We start from the raw sequence: 21,642 nt of genomic DNA, 5'->3' as shown, positions 1-21,642 counted from the left end.
AGGGTCTGGCTTTCGGAGGAGACACGGGTATATCCCTGGTTCTATACAGGGTTTTACGGATTTCCTGTTTTGAGAGGATCATTCCATGGAGCATGCCAATTTCACCGACGAAGAAGTTAAGGCCGTGCTTGAACATTTTCAAAAGACGACGCCGTCAACCTTCAAAGAGACAAAAGCCAAATTGGTTGAACTCGGATTGGCAAGCGAAGCCGGATTGCTGAATGCCCGAGGCCAGTCGATTGTCTCTCTGCTGCAAGGCCCTGCCACTTATACGAAGGAAGAGGAAATGGCCGTAGCTCACTACAGCCATAACCCGGGCAACGTCGCCGGGCAGGGAATACTCGCCCTGGGGCTGGGCTACGTCGATAGATTTGGCATGACCGATCTTAACCTTAGGGGACGGATGATAGAGCACTGCTACCGCATGTCGATCCGATAAAAGGGGTTGGTTCCGGCTGGGGGCGGAAATGACACTCTAAGCCTTTGCTCCCTTCAGCCAGAGATATTCGCCGGTCAGTAATATGTGTGCCCGACACCGCTGACGGAGCCAAGGCGAGCCAGTGATCTATAGTTTGATGCCGACTTGCCGCGCCTGTGGCGTCGATCCACTCACTTGGCTGCGCGATGTGCTCACCGGGTTGCCACAGCGAGGCGAAGAGGCCGACGTCGGCGACTTGCTACCGTTCAACTTCTCCAAAACCTCTGCGGCCCGACAGAGCCGCGTATCTCTCCCGGTACGAGTGCGCTTCAGCGGTGCCGCAGCCGTCAATGCGCATGGAAAATCGCGCTTACAATAGGCTCGCAGCGTCTCCTTTTCATTCTGATCAGTAAAGGAAGGGAGGCCGATGCAAGCGATTTGATAGGTCCTGAGCCTAGTGAGCACCTCCCGGATCAGAAGCAAGGGGCTTGCCTGGCAGAAAAGCCAAAACGACGGATCCCAGTCGGCCTGCGCGCATTAATGATCTTCAGCGCAATAGTCGGCGCCGCAGCAAGGCTGTCGATAAAAAGAATGGGATGACGATGTAGATGCAAAGTGCGCCGACGTGCAGGCAGACATCCACCACGGGGTGACCGAGCATTATCGGACGTATGAGGTCGATCGAATGCGACAGAGGAAGAAATCGCGCAGCCGTCTGGAAGACAATTGGCAGTTGATCGACTGGAAAGACGGCACCCGAGAGGAACAATATAGGTGTGATAACAAGCGTCTGATAAAAGATGAAATAATCATAGCTCGGAGCAAGGGCTGTGACGACCATCCCAAGGCTTGCAAAGGCCAAACCCGTCAGCGCGATGACCGGAAGCGCATATAGCAGCGACAGCCACTGCGTGTATCCTAGAGCGGCGGCGACCACGCCTATGCCGGCACCCGCCAAAGCGGCCTTCGTCGCCGCCCAAGCCATCTCACCGAGAACAATATCGCCTAGCCTCAGCTGTGTGTAGAGCATCGCTTCCCAAGTGCGCTGACCCTCCATCCGGCCGAAAGCTGCGTAAATCGTCTCAAACGTTGCAGCCGTCATCGCACTTGTCGCGACCATTCCAGCTGCCAGGAAAGCAGTATAGGAAACGCCCCCAACGCGGCCCACCATCACGCCCAAGCCAGCGCCAAGGCCAAAAAGGTAGATCAAAGGTTCGGCCAAATGACCCAGAAGCGACGCCAGCGCCGCCTTTTTCCATGCAAGGTAATTTCGACGCCAGACAGCAATCCAGTTCAAGCTGCCGCCCGGCAATGCCGTTACGGAATCTCCACTCATTGGTACTTCCCCATCTCGCGTCCGGTTAACCGCAAGAAGACGTCCTCCAAGTTTGGCGGCCGCTCCAGGAGGCGCAGACCCCAGTGTCCGCGCAGTCGCGCCCGAACTTGTTCTGGGTCGGGGGTGTAGCAGAACAGGGTCTCGCCACTGATTTCGATGCGCCGTGCGTTCGGCTTGATCAAAAGGCTAATCTCCTGCGGGTCTCCGCCATAGATCTCGATGACGGGGCAGCCGATCTGCTCCTTTATCAGGTCAAAGGGGCGACCTTCGGCTATCTTAACTCCACCTTCGAGCACGCACAGCCGGTCACATAAGCGTTCTGCCTCTTCCATGATGTGGGTCGTCAAAAGGATCGTCTTGCCTTGCGCCAACAGCGATCGCAAACGCTCCCAGATCAGGTGGCGTGCGTGCGGGTCGAGGCCGGTGGTCGGTTCATCTAGTATGAGGATCTGCGGGTCATTGATCAGCGCGCGCGCCAATGATAGGCGCCGCTTCATGCCTCCAGAAAGATCGGCCACCCTTGTATCTGCCTTGTTTTCAAGCCGCGCAAATTCCAGCAGCGAGGGCACGATCGCTTCGATCTCCCGCCGTTTCATGCGGAAGTACCGGCCGTAGACAAACAGGTTTTCTCTAACGGTGAACTCCATGTCGAGATTGTCGAACTGAGAAACGACACCGATACGGGCGCGCGCCGAGCGAGCCTGCCGGGGTACCTGCACTCCGAGCACCGAAATATTGCCCGCATCGGGCGACGTCATCCCGAGAATCATACGGCTGATTGTGCTTTTTCCGGCGCCGTTTGGGCCTAATAGGCCAAAGCATTCTCCTGACCCAATGTTGAAAGACAATCCGTCAACCACGGCCTTCCCACGATATGATTTGGTAACGCCGACGAGTTCGATCGCAATAGAAGATATCGCTCCTACTTGGGGAGCGATTGCTTCTGAAATCGAAATGCATGGTAGGTTGCCTTGTCGGCGGAGCGTCTCAGCCACAGCTGCCTGTAGATCCGATTGACCGTTCATGTGATTCCTGAGGTTTGCAAGATGCGGCGACACAGCGATCATTCGCCGCTGAAAGTAGCTTCAGGGGCCGCAAGCATTGGAGTTTCGGAGGCCTTCTGCTTTAGAACGGCACCTGAAGCGTTGACTCCGGAGCCGCGCGACAGCCAATCACTGTTGGACAACGTACAGAGCGCATAAGCTTTCACAGGAAGTAATAGAAAGACGTTCACAAGCGTGTGCAGCGAGAAGCCAACAAATCTAAGCTGCCTGGCACGATAAGCAGCTACGCCGCATCGTATCAGTGTCAATGATCCAATCGTTCCTATCGTCCACCAGGGCACTGAACCCGCCAAGGCAAACTGTGCAAGACCCGCCAGTACGGACAAAGCGAGCAGAAGAGGGCCGGCATTCTGCCCGACGACGTCCAAAGTCAGATACCAGTTCATGCCACGGAGGAGGTGAAGTCCGAGCAGGGTATCTCGGAATGTACTCCGTGCCCAACGCAGTTGCTGGCGCAGATAGGCAGCCAAACCGTCAGGAACGACGGTTGCGGCGATGGCGCTTGGGACATATTCGGTACGGAAGCCGGCGCTTAGCATTAGAATGGTCAGATGACGGTCCTCGCCAAAGTCACTCGGCTTTCCCCGATAAAGCTGCGTCTCGTATTGATCAAGAAGCAAGACGAAGGCGGACCGGCGGTACATGGCACAGGGTCCACAGCAACACATCACGGCACCGAAGCGTCCCTGCGCGGCGCGCTCCTCATTGCAGGCCAGCCAGTACTCCATGTCGATCAATCGGGTCAGCCACGAGTCGTTCTGATTGCTTGCGACAAGCTGCCCCATCACCGCACCGACCGCCGGATCGCGCATTTTCTGACTGAGTTTGGAAACAACATCGCTGGCGAGAGTGGTGTCTGAATCCACATTCAGGATGAGGTCCCCGGATGATCGGGAAATGGCGGCGATTTGCGCTTTGCGCTTTCCGACATTCCTGGGCAGCATGATGAATTCAAATCTCGCGTCACCCGCATAGACGATCTGCTCGGCCACCACCGCGTCACGGTTTCTGGAACCGTCGTCAACCACAACAACGCGCAATACCCCCGGATAGTCCTGGTTGGCGAGGGATGCCAGGCAATCGGACAGGACGCGCGGGCTCTCGTTAAATGAAGGCACAATGATGTCCACACTTGGCAACGAGCTCTCTTCGACGGTGTTTTCCGCTGTTTCCGACTTGAGAGTTTGCCGAGCATGAAGGACCTGTACACTCCTATAGGCGGAGGAAAGCAGTCCATAAAGCGAGACGGCGGCGATGCTGGTTGTTTCAAGCAAGGTCATGGTTTCTCGTCGATTTAGTTTTACTGGGGAAGTGAACGAAGGGAAAATCCACGGCTATGCAGTGCCGGGATAATTGCCAAGAGCGCCGAAAGTGTTTGATCACGCAGCCCGGTGAGCTTGCAGTTCCCGACCTCATCAGGTGGGCAACCGTCGTGCAAAAGCACGATTGCACCTGGCCGAGCAGCAGCGAGTACCGCGTCAACGATAGAATCGACTCCGGGACAGGACCAGTCTCTCGGGTCTATCGACCAGTGAACAGGTCGAAGTCCGGCGTTCATGGATCTTGAAAGGACATCCGCGTTCCAAGCGCCGTATGGCGCTCGTATATGTTGAACCGCAACTTGGGGACACGCCGAAACAATGGCTTCGTTTGTATCCTTTATCTCTCGTTCGATTGCCTCCGAGTCACAGGCCGTAAGATCGGGGTGGGTCATCGTGTGATTGCCGACCAAGTGACCTTCTGCCGCAACACGGCGGACGAGATCGGGATGGTCTTTGACATAGGCACCGAGGACGAAAAAGGTGGCTGGTACGCGGTGTTCGGCGAGCACATCCAGAATCTGGCCAGTGCATTCCGGATTGGGACCGTCGTCGAACGTCAAGTAGATGCTACGATCGTCGCTCCCGGCCTCATCAAACGGTACTTCGCTTATATAAGAGCGCCGCTTCATAGCTCGCACCCGTTTCGTTCGATCAATGATCCGGAGGGCCACTCGCTCATCGGTCGTCCTATCGGAAATACCAGGACGAGCACGTCTTCGGTGCGCGTGGAGGGCATATCGGGCAGCACATCTGGAAGCGTCGAGCGTACACGAACCCCCGTGACGATATTGGAAATACCGTCTCGGCAAAATCTCTCTACGTGGTTCCGCATAGCATGTCGGACAGTGCCGAACGCGAACGGCACCGCCAGTTCCTGCAACGCCGGAGCCAAAGCGCGGATCGAGTGAGCGATGCCAAGCCCCTCCAGATCCGGGCGCACTCCATACAAGCCAAGTTCGGCGACCAGCAAATCGGTGTCGCCGACTTTTATGAAACGACGCAGCAAACCCATGTGGCTGGCTACGCCTTTTGAATCGTAAGCAATTGCCCGGCGTTCCGGCCTCGCACCTGCCCAGCTTCTGCCAGTCTCAAAAGGTTTGGCATTGAATTCGCCAGTCGGACCATAGGTTGCTCGGAAAAATTCAGACAGTTCCGCATGATCCGACGGTTCGAGATCATTTTCCCATGTTATTTTCCACCGCACTCCAGCAGACATTCAAAGCTCCAATTCGTTTCTCAGCCGCAAGTCCAAGCAGCAAAGATTTGGTGCAGGCGCACACGCTGATGGGACAGATGGGACCGCTCGTCGTCAATTTGCGACAGATACGATCCGCCTCCGCTAGTTTGCTTTGGCGCCTTGATAAGTTCCGGCCTTTCTAATAAGCACTCCGAAAGATTGGTAAAATTGATTGTTTGGATCACAATCATCTACATCATGGATCGAATATGCGGTTTAAGGGCCTGGATCTAAACCTTCTCGTGGCGCTCGATGCTTTGATGACCGAGCGAAAGCTCACCGCGGCAGCGCGCAGCATCAACCTCAGTCAACCAGCCATGAGCGCAGCCATCGGCAGGTTGCGCGCCTACTTCAATGACGAGCTGTTTGTGATGCAGCAGCGCAGACTTGTCCCGACACCGCGAGCCGAGGCGCTCGCCCCTGCAGTTCGCGAAGCTCTGCTTCAGATTCAGCTCTCTGTCATTGCGTGGGATCCATTGGTCCCGGCGGAATCTGACCGGCGCTTCAGAATCGTACTGTCCGATTTCATGACGCTGGTATTCTTCGAAAAGGTCATAAAGCGCGTAGCGCGAGAGGCGCCCGGCGTCAGTTTTGAATTACTCCACATGATTGATTATCCGGACGAACGTCTCCATGGCGGAGATGTGGATTTTTTGATCCTTCCAAAACAGTTCATGTCAGCCCCTCATCCCAGTGCGAAGCTGTTTGGGGAGAAACTCGTATGTGTCGGCTGCCCTAACAATCAGCAGCTGCACGGGAAGCTTTCCCTTGAGCGATTCATGTCGCTGGGACACGTCGCGACCATGTTTGGGCGTACTTTGAAGCCATCCGTTGAACAATGGCTGTTGCTGGAGCACGGTTTTAAGCGGCGTATCGAAATCGTGGTCCAGGGCTTTAACGCGATCCCGATACTACTTCAGGGGACGAATCGGATATCAACCCTTCCCTTGCGGCTTGTCAGACATTTCGAACCGACGATTCCCCTTCAGATCGTAGATCATCCGCTGCCTCCTCTCTCATTCACGGAGGCTATACAGTGGCCCTTGCTTCACAATTCCGACCCTGGGAACATCTGGATGCGCAACATAATATTGGAGGAGGCTTCGCGCATTGAGGCATCCGTCGAAGGTGACTTTCAAAAGGCCAGAGCGATGTAGTCCCGGTCGAGCTTCAGTCAAATTTGTCGTCCCACGCTCTGGCGACTCTGCCAATTTCGCAGTCTTGGTTCCTCTGGGTGGTCAACCCGTGACGTAATCAAAGTGGCCATTGGTCCATTGCTGCGTTTCTACTCGTGCTATCCCGGGCGATTGTCATAGACCTAGGTCGGCAGGCCAGTCCTGATCCCGCCTGCCTCTCAACATCTGATATCTGGCGCTTGACATCCGACCCCCAGATATCTCGCACGCAGTTCTGGCCGTCCGAGAGGCCGGAAATTCTACAAAAAAGGGCTCACATCATCCATATTCTGGATGAATTCGATCCAATCAATCAATTTTACCAATTCTTCTGCGTGCCCCATAGCACAGAGCCAGACGTAGGGCCGGTCCCTCCGTGAGAGCATCGAGCGTGCTCAAGGGTTGCTAGGCCGGGATAATCAGCCGCGCCAGTTTGAAATGATTGAAAGGACTAAGATGGCCGATCAGCTCACAGTAGAAATTATTGCCGCAATCAAAAATCTCGCCCAATCTGAAAACGGTGGGAGGATTCCTGTAGCAATCGGAGAAATCACCGCTGATAGCGAATTGACTTCCCTTGGCATCGATTCCCTGGCTTTGGCCGATGTGCTCTGGGACCTGGAGCAGGCCTACGGCATCAGGATCGAGATGAACACGACCGATGCCTGGTCTAATCTGAAAAATATCGGCGATGTCGTCGAAGCTGTTCGCGGCTTGATCGCGAAGGAGGCGTGATGGATAGGCGCGTCGTAATCACGGGGATTGGCGGACTATGCGGATTAGGAACAAACGCTTCATCTATTTGGAAAGAAATGCGCGAAGGCCGCTCCGCAATCAGCCCGATCATCACCACAGATCTCTATGATATGGAAGGCACCGTTGGTGCCGAAATCAGGGCGATACCGGGACACGACATCCCTCGCAAACAGCTTGTCTCTATGGACCGCTTCAGCCTGCTTGCAGTGATTGCTGCAACCGAAGCCATGCGACAGGCCGGGCTTTCCACCAATGAACAAAATGCCCACCGCTACGGCGCCGCGATGGGCGTCGGCGGGCCCGGCTGGGGAACGATTGAAGAAACATACCGCAGTATCCTTCTAGACGGAGTGACCCGCGCGCGCATTTTCACAGCACCCAAGGGAATGCCAAGCGCGGCTGCCGGCCAGGTCAGCATTTATCTCGGCCTGCGCGGCCCCGTCTTCGGCGTCACCTCCGCTTGCGCGGCGGGCAATCATGCCATCGCTTCCGCGGTAGATCAGATCAGGCTGGGCCGTGCAGACGTCATGCTTGCCGGGGGAAGCGATGCGCCGCTCACATGGGGCGTCCTGAAATCATGGGAGGCACTGCGCGTGCTTGCCCCTGATACCTGTCGCCCGTTCTCCGCCGACAGAAAAGGTGTTGTCCTTGGCGAGGGTGCCGGAATGGCTGTCCTGGAAAGCTACGAGCACGCCACTGCCCGCGGTGCGACTATGCTTGCCGAGGTTGCCGGAATCGGACTCTCCGGCGATGCCTACGACATTGTCATGCCCTCCATCGAGGGACCGGAGGCCGCAATGCGCAGCTGCCTCGCCGATGCCGAGCTAAACCCGGACGATGTAGACTACCTGAACGCACACGGCACCGGCACCGTTGCGAATGACGAGATGGAGACGGCAGCGATCAAGCGCGTCTTCGGAGACCACGCTTTTCAGATGTCCGTCTCCTCCACCAAGTCCATGCACGCCCATTGCCTGGGTGCCGCCAGTGCACTTGAAATGATTGCCTGTATAATGGCGATCCAAGAAGGTGTCATACCGCCCACCGCCAACTATCGTGAGCCTGACCCGCAGTGCGATCTCGATGTCACGCCCAATGTCCCGCGTGAGCGCAAGGTGCGCGTAGCGATGAGCAATGCGTTCGCTATGGGAGGCACCAACGCCGTCCTGGCATTCAGACAGGTGTGAAGGGGCGGACGATGTGGCCGTGAATGGTTCCAGCCGCAACCGCGAGGGCCGCTGGAGAGAAGCTAACTGGGGTGCTGTTACTAATGCAGGTCAATTCGCACCAATGGTTAGCCCACAACGGCTCGCCGGGGATTGCTCACAAGGCGGGGCGAGGAAAATATGGTTGCGTTCCGGAGTTATGATCATCCAAAAAACCGGCTGGAAAGAGCGCCCGCTCCGGGTCTCGGAGCGGCTCTTCAACTACACCTGCTGTCGATTCCGCTTGCCGGCCGGGCTGGTCACTGCCACTTTCAATCCACTGCTGTCGGACGACCCTCTGGACCACGCAAACGCCGCGTTGTCGACCGATTCCTGCCGGGACTTCTCTTCTGCGCCATGCGATGTTGAGCGTCGAGAAGAGGAGCTTATCTGAACCTCGTTCAAGCCGGGCGTCAGAGGACTAACAACTTCATCGATGAACGCGATCTGAGAACAGACAATGACACGCACTCAAAAAGAAAAGATGCTGGCGGGCGAGATGTACAACCCGGCGGACGAGGAGATTCAGACGGACCTGTTGGCCACGGGAGCTTGGCTGAAGAGATATAATGATACTCTGGGAAGTACGGCCGAGCATTGGAACGCACTTCTTCTGGAGCGACTAGGAGAGGTCGGAACTGGAGCCGTCATTCGTCCGCCATTTCATTGCGACTACGGCTTTAACATCAGGCTTGGTGCCTACGTTTACATCAATTTCAACTGCGTGATCCTTGACGTAGCAGAAGTGACGATCGGTGCTGGGACGGCAGTCGGGCCGGCTGTGCAGATTTACACCGCCGACCACCCGCATGATCCCGAGCAGCGGCAGGCTGGTCTGCAGCTAGGTCGGCCTGTCCGGATTGGTAAAGATGTCTGGATTGGTGGTGGAGCAATTATTCTCCCAGGGGTGACGATCGGCGACAACGCCGTCATCGGCGCCGGAAGCGTAGTCACCCGCGATATACCCGCGGGGGAAAAGGCCATGGGAAATCCGGCTCGGTTGAAGCGCTGAGGCAAGCCGCTGAGAACGCCATAGTCAAGGCGGTGCTTGTGAACCAAAACTCCCACTTGCCACCAAGCCGATGCGGGGTGGTTGATGCTTAAATCTTGGATATCAGACCGGCCAACGGCAACCACGACGGCTTTCTGACGGATGCACATATGTGGGCTTTGCACGTCTCGTCGAACCAGTGGAAACTGAACTCAGTTGAGAAGGCGAGGTGTTTCGCGATCAATTCAATGAAGGGTTGATGCGACATCTCCACCTGCATTGAGCGGGTCTCGGTACAATGGGGCAAGCTGCATCCATGATTTGGATGTGCGCAATCACAACAATCGATTTTAAACATCTTACCGGATGCGATTAGAAGGTTCCGCAAATGGGTCGCGGTACAAAACCTCGTGGCACCTGCGTCCTTTGGCACACTACAACGGAGACAGATAAATGTGTGGGATTGTCGGGATCGTAGGGCGGCACTCGGTGTCGCAGCGACTGCTCGAAGCGCTAAAGCGTCTGGAGTACCGCGGATACGACTCCGCTGGAATTGCGACGATCTCCGGAGGCAGGTTGGAGCGCTGCCGCGCGCAGGGTAAGCTCGTCAATCTTGAAATGAGGCTGGAGCAACAGCCACTGAACGGAATGATCGGCATTGGCCACACCCGCTGGGCTACTCATGGGGCTCCGACTGAACGCAACGCTCATCCACATATCGTCGACGGTATTGCCGTCGTTCATAACGGTATCATCGAAAATTTCGCGGAGCTGAAGGCCGAACTGGAAGCGACTGGTGCGGATTTCGAGACGAGCACCGATAGCGAGGTCGTCGCGCATCTCCTCGCAAAATCCCGTCGCGGCGGTATGAGCGGCCGAGAGGCCATGCACGCGATGCTAAAGCGGCTGAAGGGAGCCTTCAGCCTTGCAATTCTTTTCCAGGATGAGCCAGCCACCATTATGGCGGCGCGCAATGGACCTCCGCTGGTGATTGGTCATGGCGACGGGGAAATGTTTCTAGGCTCCGACCCTATCACGCTTGCTCCCTTAACCAACGAAGTTACCTACCTGGTTGACGGCGACTGGGCCGTGATCGAGAAAACAGACTTCAGGATCTTCGATAGTGAGGGCAATGTCGTCGCACGGCCTCGACACACCTCGATGGCCTCTGTCGACCGAGTGACCAAGGGCGACTATGACCACTTCATGCAGAAGGAAATCTACGAACAGCCCGAGGTCATAGCCGGTGCTCTCGCCCGCCACATCGATATAGCCAGCAATCGGGCAGTTCAAGTATCAACGGAACTGAATTTTGCAAACGTCAGTAGCCTCGTGATCTCCGCATGCGGCACTGCCTATTTGGCAGGCCTGATCGGCAAGTACTGGTTCGAACGCTACGCACGCCTTTCAGTGGAAATCGATGTCGCTTCAGAGTTCCGCTATCGCGATATCCCCCTGTCGCCACATGCGGCGGCGCTTTTTATCTCGCAGTCCGGTGAAACCGCCGACACGCTAGCATCAATGCGATATTGCAAGGCACAAGGGCTGAAGGTCGGCGCCGTCGTCAATACAAGCGAATCGACCATTGCCCGAGAAGCCGATGTCATCTTCCCGATCCTCGCAGGTCCTGAAATCGGGGTCGCCTCGACCAAGGCATTCACTTGCCAGCTCGCAGTTCTCGCTGCTCTCGCCATCGGTGCAGGCAAGGCGCGAGGTACTATAACCGAGGACGAGGAGCGACAACTGGTCATGAGCTTGATTGAAATGCCGCGCATCATGAGGCGGGTGCTGCGGAACATTCGGCCAAAGATCGAACTCCTGTCGAAGGAACTTTCGGGATACTCTCATGCGCTCTTTCTTGGCCGCGGCACCAGTTTCCCTTTGGCGATGGAAGGCGCGCTGAAGCTCAAGGAAATTTCCTATATCCACGCTGAAGGCTATGCCGCCGGTGAACTGAAACACGGCCCGATCGCGCTCGTCGATAAAAACATGCCCGTCATCATTATCGCGCCACATGATCGATTCTTCGACAAGACCGTCTCCAACATGCAGGAGGTGGCCGCACGCGGCGGCCGCGTCATTCTTCTCACCGATGAGAGCGGAGCTGCGCGTTCCAAACTCGATACCATTCACACGGTCGTGCTGCCGGATGTCGAGGAAATAATCGCGCCCATCATCTTCTCTCTACCTCTACAGTTGCTTGCCTACTACGTGGCGGTCACCAAAGGAACCGATGTCGACCAGCCGCGCAATCTCGCGAAATCGGTCACCGTCGAATAAATTGCATAGCTCCCGTAGCTAGCACGATTTCGGACAAATACCGAAACCTTCTCATTGGAATTTAGAATAAGTGAGGTCGTATGAATGAAATTTCGCTCGTGGATGTCTTTGGGCGAGTTGGCCAGGAAGTTGGAAGATCCGAATGGATCATGATCGATCAATCAACAGTCGATCTATTCGCGGATGCAACGCATGACCATCAGTTCATTCACGTGAATCCGGAACGCGCTGCGGTGGAAAGCCCATTTGGCGGCACGATCGCTCATGGTTTCCTGACTCTTTCACTTTTGTCGGTGATGAATTTCAGCGGGATGCCAAAAATTCGCGAGCAGACAATGGGCCTCAACTACGGCTTCGACAACGTGCGCTTCATGTCGCCCGTTAAGACTGGGAGTCGCGTACGCGGCCGCTTCGTATTGTCCGACTGCCGTTTTCGGGGCTCAAGCATGCTGGTGACGACCTACGAGGTGACGGTCGAGATCGAAAACGAGAACCGGCCCGCACTCACTGCCAATTGGATCACGATTGTTCAGTTTGATCCAAAAGATCGGCCAAAGACGTCTCATAGTTGATCCTAGTTATAGGTATTATCCATCGATGTTGTTAACCAACGAAGGCAAACGATCTGACGGGGGATGCCAATGCCGCTCGGGTTTGCATCCGCAGGCGGCACCGGGGCGAAAACAGTCGCCAAGGCGCAAACGGCTCTTTACCTCGACGACAGGCTGTCTGAGCCTTGAGAAGCGGCAATTACACCGTCTTGGCTGCAGACAACTAACCCGTCCACCACCACACCTGACTTCTGTTCTCAATACACCGCCGAAAGGTTGCGCGGCATCTGCCGGCTAATGGACATTCATGGGACCATCCAATGAACACTCATCCGGCCACCGGAACAACTTCGACCTGTTAAGGCTCTTTGCCGCCTGCCAAGTGATGTTCAGCCACGCGTGGAATTGGCTTCACCTGGGCGATTCTTTGAACGGCACAACGGCCTTCAATCTGTTGTTTTCGACGCCGGGTGTTGCGATCTTCTTTGTAATCAGCGGCTTTCTAGTAACAGATTCTTACATCCGCTCATCGTCGGCGGCCTCTTTTTTCGTCAAGCGGTCGCTCCGAATCTTTCCTGCACTGTTCGTCAACATCGCCGTGATGGAACTTGCCCTGTTTGTGACGGGGGGATTAAATGTCACTGGCATCTTGCAGTATCTGTCTTACTTCACGGTCTACATCCTGACCGCTGCACGAATCTGGGCCGTCTACTTCACCTACGAGCCCTACACGATGAGCGGCTTTTACGGCGTCTCGGACCCAAGTGGAGTGCTGTGGACGCTGACGGTGGAGCTGACATTCTACCTCACCCTGCCAACGCTGTTGGAATTTTGGCGGCGATGGAAACGAGCAGGGGCGCTAGTCGTTGCCGTCGCCGCTCTCGGGTCTTGGGTCATGGCGCAGCACTTCAACATAACTGATAGGTACAATCCGTTCCTGTCGGTGACAGTGGGCCCGACTTTCTGGATTTTTTCGATGGGAGTTCTTGCACGGCTTTACTGGCATCGCGTAAGCAGGATCTTTGAGGGGAAGCTCTTGTGGTGGCTGGCAATTCATCTCACGATAACGTGGTGGGTAGCAGGGACGTCCGCTGCATTCATCTCTATCAACAATGCGGCGCCTGTCGATGCATTCCGAATCGCTATTCTTGCCGGTCTAGTCCTGTCGGCAGCGTACTCATTTCCGCGCCCTAACCTTTTGCGCGGGCAGGATCTCTCTTACGGGATCTACCTCTACCATATGCTCGTCATGCACACGCTGATCGGCATCGGATGGGTCGGCCACTGGTGGCTTTGGATCGTCGAGCCGGTCGGGACCGTGGCATTAGCCGCTCTATCATGGGCGCTGATTGAAAAGCCGGCCATGAACCTTCGCACATCGTTAGTCGCCAGAAGGCTTTCGGTTGCTTAAACGGAAAGCTCCTGTAAAAGATCGGAACGCAATCGAAGCTGCCACATTGGACGCGCCCAGATCGGGAAAATCGTCGTTCGTCCACTTTTGGGTCGATAGCAATTTTGACTGTCATTCGACTGTTCCAACAGAACTTGACCCATGGATCGCTGATGCGCGCGACAGTCTGTTCGCCCCCTTCACCAACGGGATACTAAAAGACAAGGCAGCGGTGTCCGCCGCCATCGCAGAACCTTGGTCGAACGGCCAGGTCGAAGGCCAGATCAACAAGCTGAAGCTCGTTAAAAGGCAAATGTATGGGCGTGCCAAGCTGGATCGTCTTCAGGCAGGATTTACTTCAAGGAAGCCGGATATGAACGGATCTAAAACAAGACCGCTCTAGATGTTTGATCCCAGGCTTTGATGGAGCATCCTTGTCTTCCGAATCAAAGGATGCGCTATGGGCCAGGTTCTTCATTGGAGCGCCACGAGACATCATCGCAGATACAAGGTTTCCTTAAAGTGAAAAAAGTCCAGCGCAGCTTTGCCGTCGAGTACAAATCAGGTCGGCGAAAACTCAATTCCAAAGCGAACTCGATTTGGGGAGAGACCGATCTGAAGTCCGTTGCTCAAGATCTGCAGGATGAGGCAGCGCCATTTATGGCTTTAACTCCGCAGGCAAGAAGCAGCGAGATGCTTGTATCCGGAGAAGAACGGGCCGGGCCGTTATTGACACTGCCGATTGGGCGGGAGACAAATGCATCGGCTTTACAGGAGACCATAATGGCCGACGAAAACGCTACGATGATCAGTGCTGACACGCCGGCCGCCGCGGCGCCCGATGTGCCGAAGAAGGTGCGCAAACCTCGCGCCAAGAAGGCAGTGCCTGAAACGGCACCAGCAGCCGTTTCTTTGCAACCGGCAGCGGCTTCGGATGCCAAAGCTGGAAAGCAGACGAGAGGACGCAAAGCAAAGCCTGACGAAGGGACGACGAGTGCCAAGCGTGCGCCTGTCAAACGTGCTCCGAAGGCTTTGTCGATAGCGGCTGCACCGTCGGTGGCGGCAGTTGATGAGATTTCGGATCTTCTGCAGCTCGAAGAGGAAAACCAGAAACTGCGCAAGCTGCTGGCGGAGAAGCTCCGCGCTGAAAATGCCGATCTGCGAAAGCGCCTCAACCTCGGTTGATCGGCAGCAGACGGTCAAGCGCTGGCCGCATTCTCATGCTTATTGAAGTTTAGATTTTGGCGGCGGTTCGTTCTGCCGCCAACGTTTTTGCTCGCAGTTTGCATACGCAGTAGAATTCGAGGTCGAATAAAATGGCGTCTCCATGGAAACTTCTTGCCGGGCTAGTGTCACGGCGACGCCAGCAGAAGCAAGAACACGGCTCGACCGATGATGTGAAGCCGGACGTATCAGCCATCGCCGAGCCGACTGAAACGGCAACCAAAAACGAGTTGGGCGCCACAGACCGTTCGGCCGACGAAAAGCCAGTTCTTGACAATCCTTCCGCCGCGGTGTCAGTCGATCCGGATCAATCCGAAGAAACGGCAAGCGCTGTTGATGATCGCGCAGATATCGAAGACGCAAAGTCGGCGGAAGCGGCTGATCCGGCTTTGCCCGATTTGGCCAATACAGCCGCGCGTGCCGCACAGAAGATCTCTCGAGTTGGCGGTGGTCAAACGCGAAAGCGCAGCATGCGGCGCACCAAAGTGGAAGCGATTGCGGTTGTTCTTCCACCGTCTCAAACTGTTTCCGCCGCTTCTGAAGATGCAATCAATCTTAATGAAGAGATCAGGCTGCTCCGGGATAAGCTAGCGCGCAAGCTCCAAATACAGAATACACAATTAAAGAGGATGCTGCAGCGCTTTGAGCGCTGAACGCGTCCATAGATCCAGCCGAGACTTTCGTGGCCACACGGATAATCTGATTGGCATTAAACATATCTTCAACTCCAATCTGGCTTTCTCCGCAGCGATACCTAATCTTCGAGCTGTCGTGCGAGATAGGCCATATTAAAGCCTAGCGTGGCCGCACGAAAAATTGGTCACGCGAATCGCCCCTGAGTTGGGTCCATCGTTCGCTAACGCGGGACCGGCAGACCCCATGTTCGATAGAGGTTATTAAGGGCAGCCGCAGTTTGGCATTCGACTGTCGGCAAGCCGAACTCCTGAAGAACTTTCGCATATTCCAGATTGCTATTACGGGACTTGAACAGAATCCAATATACCATCCGCCATTTTATTCTGTCTTTGGCCCCTTGGAGATATCCTGCGCGATCCGGTTGATCGGCAAGAGTGCGCTTGAGATAACGGAAAAAACGTAACCAGGGATTTGACGTGATGACAATAACACCAGTGGAACGGACTAATCGCCGCGGCATCAGGCGCGAGTAGCTGCCTTCGATAATCCACCGCTCTTCCTGAATCGCCAAATCATGAAGCGCGGCAAACTCTGCTTCCGGGCGCGGTTGCCAATCCGTACCGGGCAGATAATGAAGTTGGTCGAGATGCACGGCTGGAATACCGCGCTTCTTACTCAGGGCGACCGCCAACGTCGACTTGCCTGCGTTTGAGGGGCCAAGAATCGCGATGCGCTCACCAAGCGAATGCAAAGGCAGTATATGAACACCGTTCGAGAAATAGGGATCGTTAGGTCGTGGGGACATTGACTTCGTTCCTGTCGACTTCGCTCCTCGGATCTCGGAGGAGCGGCGGGCATTATTGCGAAGGGTCCGGGTACGGTGCATGATCCTGAGCTGGCTGAGGAGGGGGCGGCGAGTACGTGAAATAGATCGGCGGCATTGTTCGCAATCGGTTCAAACCGGCCATCGACGTGGGAAATGGGTTACTGGACGCAGCTCGATCATAGCCGCAGTTGGCAACTTTGCTTACCGGTAGAAGGACACTGCGGTCCGGCCTGGCATTAAAAAGAGAACGCCAGGTGACGGGAGTTCGAGCTGGATCATTGGGCAATCTTCGCCGAGTGCGGAGGAGAAGATGTTCATGGCCGAAAAGGATTCCACATTCTCTAGCACCTTGCGCCGGGCGCACGCCGGGCGAACAGCCAAGACGCCAACCGGTGCCATTTTGCAGATAGGATAAAATCTCGGGCTCTCCATCGATGCGAGCACCGGCTGCGTGTGGTTCTCCGTTTGCCGTTGGCACCATGAAGTCCTTCACGGAGGGAACGTGATCTGGGATGGTATAGCTCTTCACTGTGTTTTCTCCTTCTACAACTACCGTCTGATTGGTGCCTTCGAAGAAGGCACCCTTGGCGTCTCTTCACGAACCAGCGACCTTGGCAAGCGCCCGCTTTTCGCGGCGGCGCTGAACCGAAGAGGCGATGTTCATCGCCTTCCGGTATTTCGCAACCGTGCGGCGGGCGAGATCGACGCCGCCCTTCTTCAGCATGTCGACGATATCGCCGTCGGAAAGCACCGCCTCCGGGCTCTCCTCCAGGATCAGCGCCCGGATCTTGTGACGCACGGCTTCGGCCGAATGGCTGTCGCCGCCGGCGACGGCGCTGATCGAGACGGTGAAGAAATATTTGAGTTCGAAGAGGCCGCGCGGCGTCAGCATATATTTGTTCGACGTGACGCGGCTGACGGTGGATTCATGCATCTTGATCGCTTCGGCGACCGTCTTCAGGTTCAGCGGGCGCAGATAGCCGACGCCGTGCAGCAAGAAGGCGTCCTGCTGGCGGACGATTTCGCTTGCCACCTTCATGATGGTTTTAGCCCGCTGATCGAGGCTGCGGGTCAGCCAGTTGGCGGTCTGCAGGCAATCGGAGAGGAAGGCGTGATCCTCGCCGTTCTTTGTCACCCGGGAAAAATAAGACTGGTTGACCAGCACGCGCGGCAGCGCATCCGGATTGAGTTCGACCCGCCAGCCGCCATCCGAGGAGGCTCTGACGACCACATCGGGCATGATCGCTTCGGAAACGCCCGCCCCGAAACCGCTGCCGGGCTTCGGATTGAGCTGGCGGATCTCGCCGAGCATGTCGAGAAGATCTTCCTCGTCGACGCCGCAAAGCCGCTTCAGCGTGGCGAAATCGCGGCTCGCCAGGAGTTCGAGGTTTTCGACCATAGCCTGCATGGCCGGGTCGTATCGGTCCTTCTGCCTGAGCTGGATCGCCAGGCATTCGGCAGGGCTGCGGGCGAAAACACCCGGCGGATCGAGGCTCTGGAGGGTGGCGAGCACGCGCTCGGCCTGTGCGAGGCTCGTGCCCAGCATCTCGCCCGCTTCGACGATATCGGCCTGCAGATAACCGCAGTCGTCGAGCTGGTCGACGAAATTCTGCGCGATGAGCCGGTCGGCCATGTCAGGCAGAACGAAGGGGATCTGCTGGGCGAGATGATCGCGCAGCGACACCTGGCCGGCGACGAAATCGTCGAGATCGTAATCGGCGCCCTCGCCGCTGCCCGGCATCGATTTCCACTGGCTGACGAGTTCCGGCGCATCGAGGCGCTGCGGGGCACCGTCATCAGGAAAGACATTGCTGTAATTGGCGTCGAGTTCGTCGTTCAGCCGGCTGGTGCCGGCGCTGCCGCCATAGTCATACCAGTCGCTGGAAAGCGCATCCTCACGATTGTCGGTGCCATCATCCGCGCCGGCATCTTCCGTTGAGTGGCTGAACCGCTCGTCATCGCCTGCCGTGTACTCGTCGCCCGTCTCGCCGTCGTTCGCAAATTCGAGCAGCGGGTTCTTCTCCACTTCCAGGGCGATGAACTGGTTGAGTTCGAAATGCGTCATCTGCAGCAACTGGATGGACTGCATCAATTGCGGTGTCATTACCAGGGACTGGGTCTGACGCAGGAAAAGGTTTGCCGACAAGGCCATGGGAACCTCCTGGTCGTTAGGAAAATGTTGTCAGGTCAAGGTTCGGACTACCGAATGCCTCGCCACAGGCGGCAAGGGAGACGGAGAAGAGCAGTGTGCCCACAAGAGCGATTACTTTCATCGAAGGATCCCCCATTTTCGGTGAACACTGGATCATCGGCATGGCGTGTCTGCGGGTAGGCAAGCGCTTACTCTCAGGCGCGGTGTTGGTGGCTATACGATTACAACTTATCCCTCGGGACATTCCGAACTCCAATAACGCTTGAAAGCTCAGTTCCGCGAGCAAGAGCGATGCCAGTTTGAGAATCCTCACCTTTCCAACTGGGCATGCTGTTGGTTGTCCGCTCTAGACATCTTTGCTGCAGGTTTTCGTCGGAGACGCGACAGGGCCACTCGGCAGACCTTGTCGGTTGGGAAAAATGGTGTAATCGGCGTCGACTTCCTCACTCAGCCGACTGGTGCTGGCATTGTCAGACCATTCGCTGGAGAGCGCGCCGGTCCGGTTGTCGTAACGATCGTCTGCGCCGGCGTCCTCCGGCAAGCGGCCGAACTTCTCATCGTCGCCTGTCTCCCCGTCGTTCGATTGAAATTCGAGCGGCGGGTTCTTCTCAACTTTCAGGGTGATGAACTGCTTGAGTTCGAAACGCGTCATCTGCAGCAACTGGATGGCTTGCATCAGTCGCGGTGTCAGCACCAAAGAGTGCGTCTGACGGAGGAAAAGATTGGCAGAGGTCATGGGGAAATCTCCTCGGTCCGTTAGTGGGACATGATGTGAGTCTGACAATTCTTCGGGCAGACGCGGGCGCAGGCGCCGCAACCGATACATCGGCCGGGGTGATCGACAATCATCAGCAATCGATCGACCTCATCATCGTCTTCTCCATCACCGTCACCTAAAATTTCGCCCGAGTCGGTAATGCCGCAAAGGTGCATGACGTCACGCGAACAGACTTTGAAACAGCGGCCGCAGCCAATGCAACTTGCGTCTATCTGGCTCAGATATTCCGGGAGCCATCTAGATCCGTCGCGGCTTACGAATGAGTCCGGCATAGTGTTCTCCTGTGAAGCGAGGTCTTTTTGCGTAATGCCGACCTAGCATTGCTCTTGAAGGTCGGCTCAGAGCCTTTGAGACGGGCGTTTGAGACATGGATGCCTTTCCTGTGAACCGGTCTCACGGATCGCTACCATGGTAATCCTCTTCAGCCGTACACCAGGATTAAGAGCCAGGAGCTCGGCTGCTTCCAAAACGCGGCTTAGGGTATTTTCAAGCACCGAGGCCATAGCCCCTCCTTCACAGGTTGGGAGACTTACATGTCAGCGGCCAGACGTCCCCTGGCTCCAACCGAATGTATTTTTGTGTTTCGGTTGGTCCTAGCACTCGTCGTGCCAGGCCGATGGCGTCCTGATTAACCTGGGGATTTCGGACCAGTCCGCTTTCGCGAGGGGCTCCACAGTGCGGCAGCTTTGTCAGCTTTGCGAGAGCGGGTGTCTCGATGCGCTTTGACCTTGCCCCGTTGAAATAATCCATTTTGAAGTAAGCTCTGGCCCATTGAGAGGACCAGAGAATGAAGCGCAACCGTTTCACAGACGAACAGATCATCGGCATTCTGAAGGAGCACGAGGCGGGCACGCCGGTCGCGGAGCTTTGCCGCAAGCACGGTGTCAGCGATGCCAGCATCTATAAATGGAAAGCCAAGTTTGGCGGCATGGAGGTGTCCGAGGCCAAGCGGCTGAAGACGCTGGAGGACGAGAACATGAAGCTGAAGCGGCTTCTGGCGGATGCCATGCTCGACAATGCCGCTTTGAAAGACCTTTTGGGAAAGAAGTGGTGACGCCCGCAGCCCAGCGGAAAGCTGTCGCACATCTCATGAACCAACGTGGGATGAGCGAACGGCGGGCATGTAAAGCCATCGTTTTTTGCCGGATGACGATCCGTTATGACACTAAACGCAGCGACGATCAGGGCCTCCGCGAGCGCATGAAGGCGTTGGCGCACGAACGCCGCCGCTTCGGCTATCGACGCCTTCATGTGCTGCTCAGGCGCGAGGGACACCTTGTGAACCACAAGAAGCTCTTGCGGCTCTATCGCGAGGAGAAGCTGACGGTGCGCAAGCGTGGCGGCCGAAAGCGAGCGATAGGCACACGAGCACCGATGCTGGTTCCGATGGCGTCCAACGACCGTTGGTCGTTGGACTTCGTGTCGGATCAGTTCACCGATGGTCGCAGGTTCCGGGTTTTGACGGTCGTCGACGATTGCACCAGAGAATGCCTTGGCCTCGTCGCGGATACCTCGCTTTTCGGCCTTCGGGTTGCCCGCGAGCTTGATCGGATTATTGAGGAACGTGGCAAACCCAGGATGATCGTCAGTGACAATGGCAGCGAGTTCACCAGCAACGCGATTCTGCAATGGGCCGCCCGGACCAAAGTCGATTGGCACTACATCGCACCAGGCAAACCGATCCAGAACGCCTTCATCGAAAGCTTCAATGGTCGGCTGCGCGACGAGCTCTTGAATGAAACGCTCGTCTCGTCATTGACCCACGCTCGATCAGCGCTTTCAAACTGGCGCAGCGATTACAACGATCATCGACCGCACTCCGGCCTTGGCTGGCTGACGCCCGCCGAGTTCGCTCAGACCATCAATCCGCGACGTGATGCGGTGCTGCGCAGCCGAATGGCTCCGCACCGCAACTCGCCGCTACCGCCCCGAATACAGCAACCCAAAACCGCCGGAGCGAACTCAAAACTGGATAAAACTTGGGGGCAAGGTCAGAATGGACGACCCTTGCCTCCGGAGAAGCCAATCCTTCCTGCGATCGTCATGGGCGCCCGCTAGTAGAATGACGCCTTGCTGCAATCGACATTGATCGCCGCGCTCAAGTAATGACTTAGACCGAAGACGAGCAGCTTCGAGTGCCTTCTCGGCAGTCCACACCGATCGGGTGCCGGCGATCCATGGTGAACCTCCACACCGCGTTCGTGCCGAAGCGGAGAAAATAGCGGTCACATAGACACCCAACATACCAGCGCGGAACGCGATCGGGCGATGTTTCTCGGTCTTCACTAGCCCACGAGGTTG

19 protein-coding genes and 3 pseudogenes are annotated in these 21,642 nt (G+C 56.3%); 13 read left to right on the top strand and 9 right to left on the bottom strand.

Annotated features, from left to right (window positions below):
- Positions 1–85 precede the first annotated feature (85 nt).
- Both RLCC275e_RS33290 and RLCC275e_RS33285 read left to right on the top strand, forming a co-directional pair.
- Entirely contained in the window at positions 86–439 is a 354-nt protein-coding gene (locus tag RLCC275e_RS33290; RefSeq protein WP_017965518.1) for a hypothetical protein, read from the top strand.
- Between the two features lie 92 nt (positions 440–531).
- Positions 532–710 (top strand): annotated as a pseudogene (locus RLCC275e_RS33285) (transposase domain-containing protein); the annotation flags it as partial.
- Positions 711–965: 255 nt separating this feature from the next.
- Here RLCC275e_RS33285 and RLCC275e_RS33280 read toward each other — a convergent pair.
- From RLCC275e_RS33280 to RLCC275e_RS33260, 5 genes are read right to left on the bottom strand one after another with little or no spacing between them, the layout of a single operon-like run.
- Positions 966–1,754 (bottom strand): ABC transporter permease, encoded by a 789-nt coding sequence (locus RLCC275e_RS33280; protein WP_033181213.1) that lies wholly within the window; start codon positions 1,752–1,754, stop codon positions 966–968.
- On the bottom strand, positions 1,751–2,779 hold the full coding sequence (gene nodI, locus RLCC275e_RS33275) for a nodulation factor ABC transporter ATP-binding protein NodI (RefSeq protein WP_082229773.1): 1,029 nt from the start codon (positions 2,777–2,779) through the stop codon (positions 1,751–1,753). The genes RLCC275e_RS33280 and nodI overlap by 4 nt, the downstream gene beginning before the upstream one ends.
- A gap of 38 nt (positions 2,780–2,817) precedes the next feature.
- A complete protein-coding gene (nodC, locus tag RLCC275e_RS33270; protein ID WP_033181212.1) occupies positions 2,818–4,098 on the bottom strand; it encodes a chitooligosaccharide synthase NodC in 1,281 nt (426 codons plus the stop codon).
- 20 nt (positions 4,099–4,118) lie between these two features.
- Positions 4,119–4,769 carry a chitooligosaccharide deacetylase NodB gene (nodB, locus tag RLCC275e_RS33265; protein WP_082229752.1) on the bottom strand — a complete coding sequence of 217 codons (651 nt, stop codon included), beginning with the start codon at positions 4,767–4,769 and terminating at the stop codon, positions 4,119–4,121.
- Complete coding sequence (locus RLCC275e_RS33260; RefSeq protein ID WP_082229751.1) at positions 4,766–5,356, bottom strand: NodA family N-acyltransferase; 591 nt, start codon at positions 5,354–5,356, stop codon at positions 4,766–4,768. Before RLCC275e_RS33260 ends, nodB begins: the two co-directional genes overlap by 4 nt.
- A 230-nt stretch (positions 5,357–5,586) precedes the next feature.
- On the opposite strand from RLCC275e_RS33260, the gene RLCC275e_RS33255 reads away from it, so the two are divergent.
- From RLCC275e_RS33255 to RLCC275e_RS33210, 10 genes are all read left to right on the top strand, one after another.
- Positions 5,587–6,534, top strand: a complete 948-nt coding sequence (locus RLCC275e_RS33255; RefSeq protein WP_033181210.1) for a LysR family transcriptional regulator — start codon at positions 5,587–5,589, stop codon at positions 6,532–6,534.
- 474 nt (positions 6,535–7,008) lie between these two features.
- Positions 7,009–7,287, top strand: a complete 279-nt coding sequence (locus RLCC275e_RS33250) for a phosphopantetheine-binding protein (RefSeq protein WP_033181209.1) — start codon at positions 7,009–7,011, stop codon at positions 7,285–7,287.
- Positions 7,287–8,495, top strand: coding sequence for a beta-ketoacyl-[acyl-carrier-protein] synthase family protein (locus tag RLCC275e_RS33245; protein WP_033181208.1), 1,209 nt, complete (start codon positions 7,287–7,289; stop codon positions 8,493–8,495). The genes RLCC275e_RS33250 and RLCC275e_RS33245 overlap by 1 nt, the downstream gene beginning before the upstream one ends.
- A gap of 478 nt (positions 8,496–8,973) precedes the next feature.
- Positions 8,974–9,525: a sugar O-acetyltransferase gene (locus RLCC275e_RS33240; RefSeq protein ID WP_017968972.1), complete on the top strand. Its 552-nt coding sequence runs from the start codon at positions 8,974–8,976 to the stop codon at positions 9,523–9,525.
- Between the two features lie 432 nt (positions 9,526–9,957).
- Positions 9,958–11,784, top strand: a complete 1,827-nt coding sequence (gene glmS, locus RLCC275e_RS33235; protein ID WP_033181206.1) for a glutamine--fructose-6-phosphate transaminase (isomerizing) — start codon at positions 9,958–9,960, stop codon at positions 11,782–11,784.
- A gap of 80 nt (positions 11,785–11,864) precedes the next feature.
- The gene (locus RLCC275e_RS33230) at positions 11,865–12,356 is read left to right on the top strand and encodes a MaoC family dehydratase (protein WP_064649239.1); all 492 of its coding nucleotides are present in this window, start codon (positions 11,865–11,867) and stop codon (positions 12,354–12,356) included.
- Positions 12,357–12,642: 286 nt separating this feature from the next.
- Positions 12,643–13,746 (top strand): nodulation protein NodX, encoded by a 1,104-nt coding sequence (gene nodX, locus RLCC275e_RS33225; protein ID WP_033181204.1) that lies wholly within the window; start codon positions 12,643–12,645, stop codon positions 13,744–13,746.
- Entirely contained in the window at positions 13,739–14,128 is a 390-nt protein-coding gene (locus RLCC275e_RS33220) for a transposase (RefSeq protein ID WP_348632235.1), read from the top strand. The genes nodX and RLCC275e_RS33220 overlap by 8 nt, the downstream gene beginning before the upstream one ends.
- A 119-nt stretch (positions 14,129–14,247) precedes the next feature.
- Positions 14,248–14,910 (top strand): transcriptional regulator, encoded by a 663-nt coding sequence (locus RLCC275e_RS33215; protein ID WP_115156627.1) that lies wholly within the window; start codon positions 14,248–14,250, stop codon positions 14,908–14,910.
- 131 nt (positions 14,911–15,041) lie between these two features.
- Positions 15,042–15,602 carry a hypothetical protein gene (locus RLCC275e_RS33210; protein ID WP_033181202.1) on the top strand — a complete coding sequence of 187 codons (561 nt, stop codon included), beginning with the start codon at positions 15,042–15,044 and terminating at the stop codon, positions 15,600–15,602.
- A 203-nt stretch (positions 15,603–15,805) separates the two neighbouring features.
- Here the strand turns inward: RLCC275e_RS33210 and RLCC275e_RS33205 are convergent, their stop codons facing one another.
- The 4 genes and pseudogenes from RLCC275e_RS33205 to fdxB all read right to left on the bottom strand — a co-directional run bounded on the left by RLCC275e_RS33205 (position 15,806) and on the right by fdxB (position 19,613).
- A complete protein-coding gene (locus tag RLCC275e_RS33205) occupies positions 15,806–16,390 on the bottom strand; it encodes a P-loop NTPase family protein (RefSeq protein WP_245304496.1) in 585 nt (194 codons plus the stop codon).
- A 616-nt stretch (positions 16,391–17,006) separates the two neighbouring features.
- On the bottom strand, positions 17,007–18,563 hold the full coding sequence (gene rpoN, locus RLCC275e_RS33200; RefSeq protein WP_064649235.1) for an RNA polymerase factor sigma-54: 1,557 nt from the start codon (positions 18,561–18,563) through the stop codon (positions 17,007–17,009).
- A 409-nt stretch (positions 18,564–18,972) separates the two neighbouring features.
- Positions 18,973–19,299 (bottom strand): annotated as a pseudogene (locus RLCC275e_RS33195) (RNA polymerase factor sigma-54); the annotation flags it as partial.
- A 20-nt stretch (positions 19,300–19,319) separates the two neighbouring features.
- The gene (gene fdxB, locus RLCC275e_RS33190; protein WP_082229782.1) at positions 19,320–19,613 is read right to left on the bottom strand and encodes a ferredoxin III, nif-specific; all 294 of its coding nucleotides are present in this window, start codon (positions 19,611–19,613) and stop codon (positions 19,320–19,322) included.
- 515 nt (positions 19,614–20,128) lie between these two features.
- On the opposite strand from fdxB, the pseudogene RLCC275e_RS33185 reads away from it, so the two are divergent.
- Positions 20,129–21,317: pseudogene (locus RLCC275e_RS33185) on the top strand (IS3 family transposase).
- The last annotated feature ends 325 nt before the right edge of the window (positions 21,318–21,642 follow it).

The organism is Rhizobium brockwellii, from assembly GCF_000769405.2.
GTDB classification, from domain to species: Bacteria; Pseudomonadota; Alphaproteobacteria; order Rhizobiales; family Rhizobiaceae; genus Rhizobium; species Rhizobium brockwellii.
The sequence above is the reverse complement of the archived record's forward strand: the minus strand, read 5'-3'. Positions and strand labels throughout refer to the sequence as shown.